The organism is Kineococcus esterisolvens (genome assembly GCF_050871405.1).
In the GTDB taxonomy this organism is placed as follows: Bacteria; Actinomycetota; Actinomycetes; order Actinomycetales; family Kineococcaceae; genus Kineococcus.
Genome location: NZ_JBJLRI010000061.1, coordinates 1 through 14754 on the forward strand (window position 1 = coordinate 1; position 14754 = coordinate 14754).

Genomic DNA, 14754 nt, shown 5'->3' on the forward strand with positions numbered 1-14754 from the left:
TGGCTGTTGGGGGGGGGGGGGGCTGGGGCGGGGGTGGGGGGGGGGGGGGGGGGGGGCGCGCCGCCCCGGGGCCCCGGGGGGGGGGCCCCCGGGGGCCGGGCGGAGGTAGGCTGCTGTCCCCGTGGCCCTCACCATCGGCATCGTCGGACTCCCGAACGTCGGCAAGTCCACCCTCTTCAACGCGCTCACCGAGAACGACGCCCTCGCGGCGAACTACCCGTTCGCGACGATCGAGCCGAATGTCGGGGTGGTTCCGCTCCCGGACCCGCGCCTCGACGAGCTGGCCCGGATCTTCTCCAGCGAGAGGACCGTGCCCGCCACCGTCTCCTTCGTCGACATCGCGGGCATCGTCAAGGGCGCCAGCGAGGGCGAGGGGCTGGGCAACAAGTTCCTCGCCAACATCCGCGAGGCGGACGCGATCTGCCAGGTCACCCGCGCGTTCGCCGACCCCGACGTGGTGCACGTCGCCGGCACCGTCGACCCGGCCGACGACATCGCCACCGTGCACACCGAGCTGGTGCTGGCCGACCTGCAGACCCTCGAGCGGGCGGTGCCCCGCCTCGAGAAGGAGGTCAAGGGCAAGAAGGCCGACCCGGCCGTGCTGAGGGCCGCACAGGCTGCGCAGGCGGTGCTGGACTCCGGCCGGCCGCTGTCGGCGGCGACCGCAGCGGACGACGTGGACGTGGCGCAGTTGCGCGAGCTGGGCCTGCTGACCACCAAGCCGTTCCTGTACGTCTTCAACGTCGACGAGACCGTGCTGGGCGACGCCGCCCGGATGGACCAGCTGCGCGCGATGGTCGCGCCCGCCGAGGCGGTCTTCCTGGACGCCAAGCTCGAGTCGGAGCTGGCCGAGCTGGACGCCGAGGAGGCCGCCGAGCTGCTGGCCAGCGTCGGGCAGGACGAGCCGGGCCTGAACCAGCTCGCGCGGGTCGGCTTCGCCACCCTGGGCCTGCAGACGTACCTGACGGCCGGGCCGAAGGAGTCGCGGGCCTGGACGATCCGCAAGGGCGCCACGGCACCGCAGGCCGCCGGCGTGATCCACACCGACTTCCAGCGCGGCTTCATCAAGGCCGAGGTCGTCTCCTTCGCGGACCTGGTCGCGGCGGGCTCGATGGCCGAGGCCAAGGCGCAGGGCAAGGTGCGCATCGAGGGCAAGGACTACGTGATGGCCGACGGCGACGTCGTGGAGTTCCGCTTCAACGTCTGAGGCGGCCCGCCCCGCCGGTGCGGCCCGCCCCGCCGGTGCGGGGCGGCCCCGGGCGGGCGCGGCGCGCGGTGTGCAGCACGCCCGCGCGCGCGCGACACTGGGGCGAGCCCGCCGCGGCCCGCCCGTGTCGTGCGGACTCCGCGCCACGCCCGCGTCCACGGGTGTTAACGTGCTGCCCGACCGCTAGAGGTGGACATCCTGCCCGTCAGGAGCCGCCACACCTGGGCAACGTGCCCAAGCAGACGTGCTTGCTAGGAGGAGTCCCACCGTGAGCAGCTTCGAGAAGGACGACGAGCAGAGCAGCTCGCACCGCATCGGTCTGGTCTCCCGCGGCCCCGTGCTGACCCGCCGCACCGGCCTGAAGGGCCTGCTCGGCGCCGCGGCCGTGGGCACGCTCGCAGCGTGCGGCGGCAGCGACGAGGAGGGCGAGGGCAGCGCCGAGGGTTCCGGCTCCGGCGGCGACGTCATCGCCAACGGCACCGAGCCGCAGAACCCGCTGGTGCCGACCAACACCAACGAGGTCGGCGGCGGCCGTCTGCTGGACTCCCTGTGGGCCGGTCTCGTCTACTACCAGGCCGACGGCTCGCCGCAGAACGACGTGGCCGAGTCCATCGAGTCCGCCGACGGGCAGAACTACACCATCACGATCAAGCCGGACCAGACGTTCTCGGACGGCACCCCGGTCACGGCAAGCTCCTTCGTGGACGCCTGGAACTACGGCGCGCTGGGCACCAACGCCCAGCTGTCGAGCTACTTCTTCGAGCCGATCCAGGGCTTCGCGGACGTCCAGGCCGACCCGCCGACCGCCCAGACCATGTCCGGCCTGCAGGTCGTGGACGACACCACCTTCACCGTGGCGCTGACCCAGGCCGAGAGCGACTTCCCGCTGCGCCTGGGCTACTCGGCCTTCTACCCGCTGCCGGCCTCCGCGTTCGACGACATGGACGCCTTCGGCGAGAGCCCGATCGGCAACGGCCCCTACAAGCTGGCCGCTCCCGACGCGTGGCAGCACAACGTGCGCATCGACTTCGTGCCGAACGAGGCCTACACCGGCCCGCGCCAGGCGCAGAACGACTCGCTGGCATTCGTCTTCTACGAGACCTACGAGGCGGCCTACCCCGACCTGCTGTCCGGCAACCTGGACGTCATCGACCTGATCCCGCCGTCGGCGCTGTCGACCTTCCAGGACGACCTGGGCGAGCGCGCCGTCAACCAGCCGGGTGCCGTCTTCCAGTCCTTCACCATCCCGCAGAACCTCCCGCACTTCAGCGGCGAGGAGGGCGTCCTGCGCCGCCAGGCGATCTCCCACGCGATCGACCGCGGGCAGGTCTGCGAGACGGTCTTCCAGGGGACCCGCACCCCGGCGAAGGACTTCACCTCCCCGGTCATCGACGGCTACTCCGAGACCGTCGAGGGCAGCGACGTCCTGGAGTACGACCCCGAGCGGGCCAAGGAGCTGTGGGCGCAGGCGGACGCGATCGCGCCCTACACGGGCACCTTCACCATCGCCTACAACGCCGACGGCGGGCACCAGGAGTGGGTGGACGCCACCGCGGCCTACATCCGCCAGACGCTGGGCATCCAGGCGGAGGGTGCGCCGTACCCGACGTTCGCCGCCCTGCGCACCGACGTCACCAACCGCACCATCACCGGCGCCTTCCGCACCGGCTGGCAGGCGGACTACCCGGGTCTGTACAACTTCCTGGCCCCGATCTACGCCACGGGCGCGGGCTCCAACGACGGGGACTACAGCAACCCGCAGTTCGACGCGCTGCTGAACCAGGCGGCCGCGCAGACCGACACCGAGCAGGCCAACGAGCTGCTGCAGCAGGCGCAGTCGATCCTGTTCGAGGACCTGCCGGCGATCCCGCTGTGGTACCAGAACACGACCGGCGGGTACTCCGAGGCCGCCAGCGACGTCCAGTTCGGCTGGAACAGCGTGCCGCTGTACTACCAGATCACCAAGAGCTGATCACGGCGCTCAGGGGTGGACCGCTTCCGGCCGGTCCACCCCTGACGCGCGTGGTGCGCGGACGAGGACGCCGGCAAGGACAAACGGCCGGGGGCGGCCAGGGACGGTCGGCTCCCCGAGGAGGCTCGTGATGGGTTGGTACATCGGACGCCGTCTGCTGCAGATGGTGCCCGTCTTCTTCGGGGCGACGCTGCTCATCTACGCGCTCGTCTTCCTGCTGCCGGGTGACCCGATCCTCGCGCTGTTCGGCGAGCGCCCGGCCAGCCCCACGGCGATCGCCGCGCTGCGGGAGCAGTACAACCTGGACGAGCCGTTCATCGTCCAGTACCTGCTCTTCATCAAGGGCATCTTCACCCTGGACTTCGGGCAGTCCTTCTCCGGCCGGCCGGTGATCGACCAGCTGGCCGACGCGTTCCCGGTCACGATCAAGCTGGCGCTGATCGCCCTGGCCATCGAGGCCGTGCTCGGCATCGCGTTCGGCTTCCTGGCCGGCCTGCGCCGCGGCGGCGTCTTCGACTCCACCGTGCTGTTCCTCAGCCTCGTGGTCATCGGCATCCCGGTGTTCGTCCTCGGCTTCACCGCGCAGTACCTGTTCGGGGTGAAGTGGGGGATCGTCGACCCGACCGTCGGGGGCGACCCGTCCCTCTCGGAGCTGCTGCTGCCCGGGGCGGTGCTGGGGGCGCTGTCGTTCGCCTACGTGCTGCGCCTGACGCGCAACTCCGTGGCCGAGGCCCTCAGCGCCGACCACGTGCGCACCGCCACCGCCAAGGGGCTGGCGCGCCCGCGCGTCGTCACCGTGCACGTGCTGCGCAACTCGCTCATCCCGGTCGTGACCTTCCTGGGTGCCGACCTCGGCGCGCTGATGGGCGGCGCACTGGTCACCGAGGGCATCTTCAACGTGCCCGGCGTCGGCCGGCTGCTGTACCAGGCCGTCATCCGCAGCGAGGGACCCACCGTGGTCTCCGTCGTCACGGTGCTCGTGCTCGTCTACCTTCTCGCCAACCTCGTCGTGGACCTGCTCTACGCCGTCCTGGACCCGAGGATCCGCTATGTCTGAGACCACCGCGCGCCCCGGGCAGGAGCACTACGTCGCCCCCCTGGAGGAGACGCCGTTGGCCGCCGTCGACGCCGTCGACGAGTCCGCGCCCTCGGCGAGCCTGTGGGGCGACGCCTGGAAGCAGCTGCGCCGCCGGCCGCTGTTCATCGTGCCCTCGCTGATCATCCTGCTGCTGGTCGTGGTGGCGCTGTTCCCGTCGCTGTTCACCTCGGTGAACCCCCGCTACCAGGAGCTGGCCCGCGCGCTGGAGGGCGGCTCGCAGGGGCACCCGCTGGGGTTCACCCGCCTGGGCACCGACGTCTACGCCCGCGTGGTGCACGGCGCCCGCGCCTCGATCAGCGTGGGCCTGCTCACCACCGCCATCGTCGTCGTGGTCGGCGGGACGGTCGGGGCGCTGGCCGGGTTCTTCGGCGGCTGGCTGGACGCCCTGCTCTCGCGGGTGGTGGACATGTTCTTCGCGCTGCCGCTGATCCTGGGGGCCATCGTCATGCTGCAGGCGCTGCAGGGCCGCAGCGTGTGGACGGTGGCGCTGACCCTGTCGCTGTTCGGCTGGCCGCAGGTGGCGCGCATCATGCGCAGCTCCGTGCTGCAGGTGCGCGGCAACGAGTTCGTCACCGCGGCGAAGTCCCTGGGCCTGGGGCGCTTCGCGACGCTGCTGCGCCACGTGCTGCCCAACGCGCTGGGCCCGGTCATCGTCGTGGCGACGATCTCCCTGGGCACCTTCATCGCCGCCGAGGCGACCCTGTCCTTCCTGGGCATCGGCCTGCCCAGCAACGTCGTCTCCTGGGGCGGTGACATCAGCAACGCGGTGCCGTCGGTGCGCACCGACCCGTGGATCCTGCTGTGGCCGTCGATCGCCCTGTCGGTGACCGTCCTGTCGTTCCTCATGCTCGGCGACGCCCTGCGCGACGCCCTCGACCCGAAGGGCCGCACCCGGTGACCGAGCCCACGACCGAGCCCACCGGGACCCCGCAGCACGCGGGTGCCCACCGCGCCGCGGACCGCGGCACGCCGCTGCTGCAGGTGCGCGACCTGAAGGTCGACTTCACCTCCGGCGGCAAGCCCGTGCACGCCGTGCGCAACGCCAGCTTCAGCGTCTACCCCGGGCAGACCGTGGCCGTCGTGGGGGAGTCCGGCTCGGGCAAGTCCACCTCGGCGCAGGCCGTCATCGGGCTGCTGCCGGGCAACGGCCACGTCGTGGGCGGCGAGATCCTCTTCGACGGCAAGGAAATCGCCCACGCCTCGAGGAAGGAGTTCGTGGCGCTGCGCGGCCGGCAGATCGGCATGGTCCCGCAGGACCCGATGTCCAACCTCAACCCGGTGTGGTCCATCGGCTTCCAGATCCGCGAGGCGCTGGCGGCCAACGGCCTGGCCAAGGGCGCCGCGGCGAAGAAGCGCGCGGTGGAGCTGCTGGAGGAGGCGGGTCTGGGGGACGCCGAGCGGCGCGCCAAGCAGTACCCGCACGAGTTCTCCGGCGGCATGCGCCAGCGCGCGCTCATCGCCATCGGGCTGTCCTCGCGCCCTCGGCTCCTCATCGCCGACGAGCCGACCTCGGCCCTGGACGTCACCGTCCAGCGGCAGATCCTGGACCACCTGGACTCGCTGACGGCCGAGCTGGGCACCGCGGTGCTGCTCATCACGCACGACCTGGGTCTGGCGGCCGAGCGCGCCGAGCACCTCGTGGTCATGTACAAGGGGCAGGTCGTGGAGTCCGGGCCCGCGCTGGAGATCCTGCAGCGCCCGCAGCACCCCTACACCCAGCGCCTGGTCAACGCCGCGCCCTCGCTGGCGTCGCAGCGACTGCGCTCGGGCCACCGCGCGGAGGTCGTCGAGCACGCCCGTGCCGAGGCGGTGCACGTGCACGAGCGCGCCGCAGGGAGCGCACCCGCCGCGGTCGACGCCGACGCGGCCACGCCGAACGTCATCGAGGTCCGCAACCTCGTCAAGGAGTTCACGCTGCGGGGTTCCGGGCTGCGCGGGGAGACCCTGCGCGCCGTGGACGACGTCAGCTTCGCGGTGCGCCGCGGCACCACGACCGCGGTGGTGGGGGAGTCCGGGTCGGGCAAGTCCACGGTGGCGCAGATGGTGCTGAGCCTGCTGCCCGTCACCAGCGGCTCGGTGCTCTTCGACGGCGTCGACCTCACCGAGCTGGACCGCAAGCAGTTGTTCGACTTCCGCCGGCGGGTGCAGCCGATCTTCCAGAACCCCTACGGGTCGCTGGACCCCAGCTGGAGCATCTTCCGCACCGTGGAGGAACCGCTCCGGGTGCACGGCGTGGGCGACGCCAAGTCCCGCGAGGCGCGGGTGCGCGACCTGCTCGACAAGGTCTCGCTGCCGGTGGCCGCGCTGCGCCGCTACCCCAACGAGCTGTCCGGCGGCCAGCGCCAGCGCGTCGCCATCGCGCGCGCTCTCGCGCTGAACCCGGAGGTCGTCGTGTGCGACGAGGCGGTCAGCGCCCTCGACGTGCTCGTCCAGGGGCAGATCCTCACCCTGCTCAACGACCTGCAGGCCGAGCTGGGGCTGACCTACCTGTTCATTACGCACGACCTCGCCGTGGTCCGGCAGATCGCCGACGACGTCGTCGTCATGGAGAAGGGCCGGCTCGTGGAGGCCGCCACGACCGACCAGGTGTTCGACGCCCCCCAGCAGGAGTACACCCGGGCGCTGCTGGAGGCGATCCCCGGCGCCGGCATCAAGCTCGGCGCCTGAGCCGCGGGCCGGGGCGGTGGTCGCCGCCCCGGCCCGCGGACGTCACAGGGCCACACCCACCAGGTGACCGATGCCGTAGGTGACGACCATCGCCAGCAGCCCGCCGCCCACGTTGCGGGCCACCGCCCGGGGCACCGGCGCCCCGCCCAGCCGCGCGCTGACGGCCCCCGTCACCAGCAGCGCCAGCACCACCGCCGCCACGCACACCGCGACCCGCGCCGGCTGCGGCGGCAGCAGCACCGCCAGCAGCGGCAGCACGCCGCCCAGGGTGAACGCGAGCACCGAGGCGGCCGCCGCCTGCCACGGGCTGGTCAGCTCCTCGGGGTCCAGCCCCAGCTCCGCCTCGGCGTGCGCGGCCAGCGCGTCGTGCTCGGTCAGCTCCACCGCCACCTGCCGCGCCAGCTGCGGGGAGAGGCCCTTGGCCTCGTAGATCGCGGTGAGCTCGGCCAGCTCCTCCTCGGGCATCCGCTCCAGCTCCCAGCGCTCCTTCGCCAGCAGGGCCCGCTGGGTGTCGGACTGGGTGCTCACCGAGACGTACTCGCCGGTGCCCATCGACAGGGCCCCCGCCACGAGGGCGGCGACGCCCGCGGCCGCCAGCGCACCGGCGTGCTCGGTGGCCGCGACGACGCCGAGCACGACACCGGCCACGGAGACGACGCCGTCGTTGGCGCCCAGGACGCCCGCCCTGAGGCGGTTGAGGCGGGCGTCGACGTCGGAGACGTGCGGAGCGGGTTCGTCGGGGTGCGTGTCGACCACGGCAGGAGGCTAGGGCCGCGCGCGAGGGGGCTCGCGGCCGGCCGGCGGCAGGTGGTCCGCGCGGTTCGCGGTGACGGGGGAGCACCGCCCCGGCTACGGTGGTTCGATGCAGTTCGTCGTCGCACTGACCGTGCTGGCCGTCGCCGTCGCCGCCGCCGTCGTGTACTGGCGCACCGACCCCCGCCACCGCCTGCCCGCCTCGGTCCGCCCGGAGCCGCGCGAGCGCTACCGCGCGGAACGCCCCGCCCGGCACGGCTGAGCCGGGACCCCGCCGCGCTGCGGGGGTCTCGTCGCGTGGCGGGGATCACGTCGCCGCGCGACCGCGCCGTCGAACGCCCGCACCGTCTGCGACGTTGCAGACTGGGAGGGTGCGCCACCCGGGCGCCCACGGGGAGAGGGAGTCGATGGCCGACACGCAGGACGAGCGCGCAGGGTCGGCCGCCGGCGGGCGCGGGGACCGCGCGGCGCGGGTGGCCGCCATGCAGAAGGCCGAACGGGCCCGCGCCCGGCGCCGCAAGGCGGCGCTCATCGCCGTCCCCACCGCGCTGGTGCTCGGCGCCGGGGCCGGTGTGGCCGCGCTCATCGCCGCCCAGCCGGACCCGCCGTCGCTGGAGGCGGTGCAGACCTTCGACTACACCGGTGGGCAGCACACCCAGGAGGCCGTGCAGTACGCCGAGAACCCGCCCGTCGGTGGGGAGCACGCTCCCGTGTGGCTGAACTGCGGCGTCTACACCGAGCCCGTGCCGAACGAGAACGCCGTGCACAGCCTGGAGCACGGCGCGGTGTGGATCACCTACGGCCCCGATCTGCCCGCCGAGCAGGTGGAGCAGCTGACCGAGGCCGTCGAGGGCCGTGACTACACCCTGCTCTCGCCCTACGAGGGCCTGCCCGCACCGATCGTGCTGTCCGCCTGGAACCACCAGCTGACGGTCGAGCAGGCCGACGACCCGCGCATCGGCGCGTTCCTGTCCGAGTACGTCAACGGGCCGCAGACCCCGGAGCCCGGCGCGCTGTGCAGCAACGGCGTCGGCACCCCGGTGGGCTGAGCGTGCCGGCTCCCGAGCGCACCCGGCTGCGCCCCGGCCGGGTCCTGCTGGCCGTCGCCGCGGTGCTGGCCGCCCTGGTCGCCGGCGTCCTGGTGGGACGTGCCCTGCCGGACGCCCCCGGTGAGCAGTCCGCCGCGGTGGGTTTCGCGCGGGACATGACCACCCACCACCAGCAGGCGATCGCCATGGCCTACGAGGCGATCCAGGAGGCGCCCAGCGCCGAGGTGCGCCAGCTCGCCGTGGACATCGCCTCCACCCAGGGCAACCAGGCGGGGCGCATGCAGGCGCTGCTGCGCGACTGGGGGTACTCGCTGACCGGCTCCGCCCCGGCGATGGCCTGGATGACGGCCGTCGAGGGCCACGTCGGGCACGCCGAGCATGCGCAGCAGGACGGCCGGGTCATGCCGGGCATGGCGACCGCCGAGGAGATGGCCCGCCTGTCGGAGCTGACCGGCGAGGAGTTCGAGGTCTTCTTCCTGCAGCTGATGCTGCGCCACCACGCCGGGGGCCTGCAGATGGCCGAGGCGGGCGCCGAGCTGGTCGGCGACGAGCAGCTGCGCGAGCTGGCCTCGGCGATCCTGGCCGCCCAGAGCAGCGAGACGCAGGTCCTGGAGGACCTGCTGGCCGACCGGGGCGCCCGGCCGCTGCCGTCCCCCGGGGACGGCGCCGCGTGAGGCTGGTGGTCGGCGCGGCGCTGGTGGACGACCTGCACCGGCCGGGCCGGCTGCTGGCCGCCCGGCGCAGCGCGCCCGCGGCGCTGGCCGGCCGCTGGGAGCTGCCCGGCGGCAAGGTGGAGGCGGGCGAGGCGCCCGAGGCCGCTCTGCACCGGGAGCTGCACGAGGAGCTCGGGGTGCGCGTGGAGCTGGGCGGGGAGGTGACGGGTCCCGTCGGCGGCGCGTGGCCGCTCGGCGGGGACCTCGTCATGCGGGTGTGGTGGACGCGCCTGCTCGCCGGGGACCCTGCGCCGTTGCAGGACCACGACGAGCTGCGGTGGCTCCCCCTGGGGCGGTGGGCGTCTGTGGAGTGGCTGCCCGGCGACGTCCCGCTCGTGGGGGCGATGCAGCGCCTGGCCGCACCGCCCCCACGAGCTCGCTGAGGAGCCTCAGGAGCCGGTGCCCGCCCGTTCCCGAGGGGCGTCCGCTGCGGCGGTCGAGCCGGAGCCGCGCAGGTCCTTCACCAGGGCCACGCACAGGCCGATCATCACCACCAGGAACGGTGCCGCCACGATGATCGCCACGTTCTTCAGCGCCGTGATGCCCCCGCCGCTGGAGCCGCCCACCCACAGCAGGGTGGCCGCGGTCAGGCCGGTGAGCAGTGCCCACGCGACGGTGATCCAGCGGTTCGGCTCGTCGGCGCCGTGCGACGTCAGCGAGCCCATGACGATGCTCGCCGAGTCGGCGCTGGTGACGAAGTAGATGACGATCATGAGGACCACCAGCACCGAGCTGACGGCGCTCAGCGGCAGGCTCTCCAGCAGCGCGAAGAACTGGCTCTCCTGCGCGGTGATGCCGGCGACGTCCACGCCGCCGCGCATCTGCGCGTTCAGCGCCGTGCCGCCGAGCACGGAGAACCAGACCAGCGCGACGAGGCTGGGGGCGGCGACGACGCCGAGGACGAACTCGCGCACCGTGCGACCGCGGGAGATGCGGGCCAGGAAGGTGCCGACGAAGGGTGCCCACGACATCCACCACGCCCAGTAGAAGATCGTCCAGCCGGACAGCCAGTCGTGGCCGCCGTAGGCGCCGGTGCGGAAGGAGATCCGCGGCAGCGAGGACAGGTAGTTGCCGGCCGTGGAGGGCGCGAGGTCCAGGATGAAGACGGTCGGGCCCACGACGAAGAGGAACAGCAGCAGCAGGACCGAGAAGACCATGTTGGTGTTCGAGAGCCACTTGATGCCGCGCTTGATGCCGCTGAAGGCGGACACCACGAAGCAGGCGGTCAGCACCAGGACGATCGCGACCTGCGCGCCGGTGCCGATCTCGACGCCGAAGACCTGGTCCAGGCCGCCGTTGATCTGCGCGGCGCCCAGGCCCAGGGAGGTGGCCGTGCCGAAGAGGGTGGCGAAGACCGCCAGGACGTCGATGAGCTTGGCCGGGGCGGTGCGACCGCGCAGCAGGGGCTCGAAGGGGGCGGCGAAGCCGCCGGTGCGGCCCTTGCGGTACCAGGCGTGGGCCAGGGCGAGGCCCACGACCGCGTAGATGGCCCACGGGTGCAGGGCCCAGTGGAACATCGAGTAGGTCATCGCGAAGCGCTCGGCGTTCTCGGTGAAGGGCTCGACGCCCGCCTCGGGCGGGGTGCCCAGGTGCGAGACGGGCTCGCTGACGCCGTAGAAGAGCAGGCCGATGCCCATGCCCGCGCTGAACATCATCGCGAACCACGAGGCGGTGGAGAACTCGGGGCGCTCGTCGTCGCGGCCCAGGCGCACCTTGCCGTGCTTGGAGAGCATCAGCCAGAACGCGAAGGCGACGAATCCGGTGGCGCCGAGCACGAAGGCCCAGCCGAAGTTGCCCGTCAGCCACGTCAGCACCTCGGAGGAGGCCTCCGAGAAGCCGTCGGGGGCGATGAGCGCCAGGGCGATGAAGGCCAGGACGGCGAGGGCGCTGACGGAGAAGGCGACCCTGTCGACGGGAGGGCTCTTCCGCCGCGCGTCGGGTGTCGGGGGTGTGTCCGATCCGGGGTGAACGGGCGCTGACATGGTGCTCAGAGTGGCACGGACCGGTTGCTGACAACCAATCGTCGCCCCCTCCTGGACCTTTCGGCAGGGGTGTCGTCGCAGGTCAGCGCGTTGCGCGGGGCTGTGACGAGCCGGGGGCGCGTCACCGGCGGGTAGACTGCAGCGTCAGCACCCACCCTGCAGCGGATCGAGAAGCAGCATGCCCCTGAGCACCCGCGACGACCTGCGCAACGTCGCGATCGTCGCCCACGTCGACCACGGCAAGACGACGCTCGTCGACGCGATGCTCTGGCAGTCCGGCGCGTTCCGGGCCAACGCCGACGTCGCGGACCGCGTCATGGACTCCGGCGACCTCGAGCGCGAGAAGGGCATCACCATCCTCGCGAAGAACACCTCGGTCCGGTACGCCGGCCCCGGTGCTCCCGAGGGCGGCATGACCATCAACATCATCGACACCCCGGGCCACGCCGACTTCGGCGGCGAGGTCGAGCGCGGCCTGTCCATGGTCGACGGCGTCGTGCTGCTCGTCGACGCCTCCGAGGGCCCGCTGCCGCAGACCCGCTTCGTGCTGCGCAAGGCGCTGGCCGCGGGCATGCCCGTCGTCATCCTCGTCAACAAGGTCGACCGCCCCGACGCGCGCATCGCCGCCGTCGTGGAGGAGACGTACGACCTGCTGCTGGACCTGGCCGCCGACGTCGAGGGCATCGACGCCGACAAGCTGCTCGAGGTCCCCGTCGTCTACGCCTCCGCGAAGAACGGCCGCGCCTCGCTCAACCAGCCCGAGAACGGCGGCCTGCCCGACTCCGAGGACCTCGTCCCGCTGTTCCAGACGATCATCGACACCATCCCGGCGCCGGTCTACGACCCCGAGACCCCGCTGCAGGCGCACGTCACCAACCTCGACGCCTCGCCGTTCCTGGGGCGCCTGGCCCTGCTGCGGATCTTCTCCGGCGAGCTCGTCAAGGGTCAGCAGGTCGCCTGGTGCAAGCAGGACGGCACCATCGAGCGCGTCAAGGTCACCGAGCTGCTCGTCACCGAGGCCGTCACCCGCGTGCCCGGCGAGAAGGCCGGTCCCGGAGACATCGTCGCCGTCGCCGGCATCGAGGGGATCACCATCGGCGAGACCCTCGCCGACCCCGAGGACCCGCGCCCGCTGCCGCTCATCACGGTCGACGAGCCCGCGATCTCGATGGTCATCGGCATCAACACCTCGCCCATGGCCGGTCGCGTCAAGGGCGCCAAGGTCACCGCGCGCCTGGTCAAGGACCGCCTCGAGAAGGAGCTGGTCGGCAACGTCTCGATCCGCGTCCTGCCGACGGAGCGCCCCGACGCGTGGGAGGTGCAGGGCCGCGGCGAGCTGGCGCTGGCCATCCTCGTCGAGCAGATGCGCCGCGAGGGCTACGAGCTGACCGTCGGCAAGCCGCAGGTCGTCCTGCGCAAGGACGAGAACGGCAAGACCCTCGAGCCCTTCGAGAACCTGACGATCGACTGCCCCGAGGAGTACCTGGGTGCGGTCACCCAGCTGCTCGCCGCCCGCAAGGGCCGCATGGAGACGATGACCAACCACGGCACCGGCTGGGTGCGCATGGAGTTCTACGTCCCCTCCCGCGGGCTCATCGGCTTCCGGACCGAGTTCCTCACCGACACCCGCGGCACCGGCATCGCGCACGCGCTCTTCGCGAAGTACGACCACTGGGCCGGCGACATCCGCACCCGCCAGTCGGGGTCGCTGGTCGCCGACCGCGCCGGTGCCGCCACCGCGTTCGCGATGACGAACCTGCAGGAGCGCGGGCAGATGTTCATCGAGCCCACCTCCGAGGTGTACGAGGGCATGATCGTCGGGGAGAACTCCCGCGCCGACGACATGGACGTCAACATCACCAAGGAGAAAAAGCTCACCAACATGCGGTCCTCGACCTCCGACGAGTTCGAGCGCCTCATCCCGCCGCGCCACCTGTCGCTGGAGCAGTCGCTGGAGTTCTGCCGCGAGGACGAGTGCGTCGAGGTGACGCCGGAGGCCGTGCGCATCCGCAAGGTCGTCCTGGAGGCCTCCGCGCGCGCCAAGACGGCCTCGAAGGCCAAGAAGGGCTGAGACCCCGCGCCGCAGGGCGGGTGGGCCCGGGCGACGGGTCGCCCGCCCCGCGGCGTTCCCGGTGGGGTGCCCACCGCTCCCCGTCACGATCATGCGTCTTGCACCGATCAGCGTCACGGCACAGGGTTGGGGCATGACGACGATCCCCGAGCCCCCCGCGGAACCCGACGGCACCCCCGAGGGTGCCGCCGGGGCCGCCACGGCGGGCCGCGACCCGATGGAGATCGCCGCCGACCTCGTCGACGACACCGCGCGCGAGCTCGACCCCGCCGAGCTGGCGTCGATGGAGGGCCTCGACCAGCCGCACCGGCTGCTGCTCGTGCACGCCCACCCCGACGACGAGTCCCTCGGCACCGCCCTGACGATGGCGCGCTACGCCGACGCCGGCGCGCACGTGACGCTGCTGACCGCCACCCGCGGCGAGCTGGGCGAGGTCATCCCCCCCGAGCTGGCGCACCTGACGCCCGAGGAGCTGGCCGAGCACCGCACCGGTGAGCTCGCCGCGGCGATGGAGGCGCTCGGCGTGGAGGACCACCGCTTCCTCACCCGCCCCGACGGCAGCGGCTACCGCGACTCCGGCATGGTCTGGGCGCAGCCGGGCCGGGCCGCCGCCGGCGAGGACGTCGACCCGCGCGCACTGACCGCAGCCGACCCCGAGGAGGTCGCCGGCCGCATCGCCGACGTGCTGCGCGAGGTCCGCCCCCAGGTCGTCGTGACCTACGAGCCCGGCGGCGGCTACGGCCACCCCGACCACGTGCGCGTCGCCGAGGCCACCGCCCGCGCCCTCGTCCTGGCCGCGGGGGAGGGCCGCGACGGCGACCCGGCGCCCCCCGTGCCGTGGCAGGTGGCGAAGGTCTACGAGGTCGTGCAGCCCGAGAGCGAGGCGCGCGCCGCGCTGCGCGCCCTGGCCGCGTCGGGAGCGGCCGGGGCCGCCGACCCCGACGGGCCGCTGCCCAGCGTGGTCGTCCCCGACGAGCAGGTCACCACCGTCGTCGAGGGCGCTGAGCAGCTCCCCGCGAAGATCGCCGCGCTGCGCGCGCACGCCACCCAGGTCACGCTCGACCTGGAGGCCGAGGTGCCGGCGCTGCGCCTGTCCAACGGGGTGCCGCAGGCCCTCGTGCCGCGCGAGCACTTCCGCCTCGTGCACGGCGTGGCGTCCGGCCCCTTCGACGCCGACGGGCGCGAGACGGACCTCTTCGCCGGCATCGCCACCTCCTGAGCCCCCTCCCGGGCCGCCCCGG

General features: G+C 73.0%; 13 protein-coding genes. 11 read left to right on the forward strand and 2 right to left on the reverse strand.

Going from position 1 to position 14754, the window contains the following annotated elements; all coding sequences use genetic code 11:
* The first annotated feature begins 121 nt into the window (after positions 1 to 121).
* The 5 genes from ychF (at position 122) to ACRYR8_RS16450 (ending at position 6945) form a co-directional block, all read left to right on the forward strand.
* A complete protein-coding gene (gene ychF, locus ACRYR8_RS16430; RefSeq protein WP_432484828.1) occupies positions 122 to 1207 on the forward strand; it encodes a redox-regulated ATPase YchF in 1086 nt (361 codons plus the stop codon).
* Positions 1208 to 1547: 340 nt separating this feature from the next.
* The gene (locus ACRYR8_RS16435) at positions 1548 to 3179 is read left to right on the forward strand and encodes a peptide ABC transporter substrate-binding protein (protein WP_432484876.1); all 1632 of its coding nucleotides are present in this window, start codon (positions 1548 to 1550) and stop codon (positions 3177 to 3179) included.
* Positions 3180 to 3309: 130 nt separating this feature from the next.
* Complete coding sequence (locus ACRYR8_RS16440; protein ID WP_432484830.1) at positions 3310 to 4236, forward strand: ABC transporter permease; 927 nt, start codon at positions 3310 to 3312, stop codon at positions 4234 to 4236.
* Positions 4229 to 5176 carry an ABC transporter permease gene (locus ACRYR8_RS16445; protein WP_432484832.1) on the forward strand — a complete coding sequence of 316 codons (948 nt, stop codon included), beginning with the start codon at positions 4229 to 4231 and terminating at the stop codon, positions 5174 to 5176. The genes ACRYR8_RS16440 and ACRYR8_RS16445 overlap by 8 nt, the downstream gene beginning before the upstream one ends.
* Complete coding sequence (locus ACRYR8_RS16450; RefSeq protein ID WP_432484834.1) at positions 5173 to 6945, forward strand: dipeptide ABC transporter ATP-binding protein; 1773 nt, start codon at positions 5173 to 5175, stop codon at positions 6943 to 6945. The genes ACRYR8_RS16445 and ACRYR8_RS16450 overlap by 4 nt, the downstream gene beginning before the upstream one ends.
* 42 nt (positions 6946 to 6987) lie before the next feature.
* Here the strand turns inward: ACRYR8_RS16450 and ACRYR8_RS16455 are convergent, their stop codons facing one another.
* A complete protein-coding gene (locus ACRYR8_RS16455; protein ID WP_432484836.1) occupies positions 6988 to 7701 on the reverse strand; it encodes a VIT1/CCC1 transporter family protein in 714 nt (237 codons plus the stop codon).
* Positions 7702 to 7807: 106 nt separating this feature from the next.
* Between ACRYR8_RS16455 and ACRYR8_RS16460 the strand changes: the two genes are divergently transcribed.
* The 4 genes from ACRYR8_RS16460 to ACRYR8_RS16475 all read left to right on the forward strand — a co-directional run bounded on the left by ACRYR8_RS16460 (position 7808) and on the right by ACRYR8_RS16475 (position 9843).
* Complete coding sequence (locus tag ACRYR8_RS16460) at positions 7808 to 7960, forward strand: hypothetical protein (protein ID WP_432484838.1); 153 nt, start codon at positions 7808 to 7810, stop codon at positions 7958 to 7960.
* A 145-nt stretch (positions 7961 to 8105) separates the two neighbouring features.
* Positions 8106 to 8747 carry a thioredoxin-like domain-containing protein gene (locus ACRYR8_RS16465; RefSeq protein WP_432484840.1) on the forward strand — a complete coding sequence of 214 codons (642 nt, stop codon included), beginning with the start codon at positions 8106 to 8108 and terminating at the stop codon, positions 8745 to 8747.
* A 2-nt stretch (positions 8748 to 8749) separates the two neighbouring features.
* Entirely contained in the window at positions 8750 to 9421 is a 672-nt protein-coding gene (locus ACRYR8_RS16470) for a DUF305 domain-containing protein (RefSeq protein ID WP_432484842.1), read from the forward strand.
* Positions 9418 to 9843: a (deoxy)nucleoside triphosphate pyrophosphohydrolase gene (locus tag ACRYR8_RS16475; protein WP_432484844.1), complete on the forward strand. Its 426-nt coding sequence runs from the start codon at positions 9418 to 9420 to the stop codon at positions 9841 to 9843. Before ACRYR8_RS16470 ends, ACRYR8_RS16475 begins: the two co-directional genes overlap by 4 nt.
* A 6-nt stretch (positions 9844 to 9849) precedes the next feature.
* Here the strand turns inward: ACRYR8_RS16475 and ACRYR8_RS16480 are convergent, their stop codons facing one another.
* The gene (locus ACRYR8_RS16480) at positions 9850 to 11442 is read right to left on the reverse strand and encodes a BCCT family transporter (RefSeq protein ID WP_432484846.1); all 1593 of its coding nucleotides are present in this window, start codon (positions 11440 to 11442) and stop codon (positions 9850 to 9852) included.
* A 178-nt stretch (positions 11443 to 11620) separates the two neighbouring features.
* Between ACRYR8_RS16480 and typA the strand changes: the two genes are divergently transcribed.
* Together typA and mshB are read left to right on the forward strand one after the other, a co-directional pair.
* Positions 11621 to 13513, forward strand: a complete 1893-nt coding sequence (gene typA / locus ACRYR8_RS16485) for a translational GTPase TypA (RefSeq protein WP_432484848.1) — start codon at positions 11621 to 11623, stop codon at positions 13511 to 13513.
* A 133-nt stretch (positions 13514 to 13646) separates the two neighbouring features.
* A complete protein-coding gene (gene mshB / locus ACRYR8_RS16490) occupies positions 13647 to 14732 on the forward strand; it encodes an N-acetyl-1-D-myo-inositol-2-amino-2-deoxy-alpha-D-glucopyranoside deacetylase (protein ID WP_432484850.1) in 1086 nt (361 codons plus the stop codon).
* The last annotated feature ends 22 nt before the right edge of the window (positions 14733 to 14754 follow it).

Bases quoted from the DNA above. Each gene is read 5' to 3' on its own strand.
- ACRYR8_RS16440 (WP_432484830.1), top strand. From the start codon at position 3,310: ATGGGTTGGTACATCGGACGCCGTCTGCTGCAGATGGTGCCCGTCTTC.
- ACRYR8_RS16445 (WP_432484832.1), top strand. From the start codon at position 4,229: ATGTCTGAGACCACCGCGCGCCCCGGGCAGGAGCACTACGTCGCCCCC.
- ACRYR8_RS16460 (WP_432484838.1), top strand. From the start codon at position 7,808: ATGCAGTTCGTCGTCGCACTGACCGTGCTGGCCGTCGCCGTCGCCGCC.
- ACRYR8_RS16465 (WP_432484840.1), top strand. From the start codon at position 8,106: ATGGCCGACACGCAGGACGAGCGCGCAGGGTCGGCCGCCGGCGGGCGC.
- ACRYR8_RS16480 (WP_432484846.1), bottom strand. From the start codon at position 11,442: ATGTCAGCGCCCGTTCACCCCGGATCGGACACACCCCCGACACCCGAC.
- typA (WP_432484848.1), top strand. From the start codon at position 11,621: ATGCCCCTGAGCACCCGCGACGACCTGCGCAACGTCGCGATCGTCGCC.
- mshB (WP_432484850.1), top strand. From the start codon at position 13,647: ATGACGACGATCCCCGAGCCCCCCGCGGAACCCGACGGCACCCCCGAG.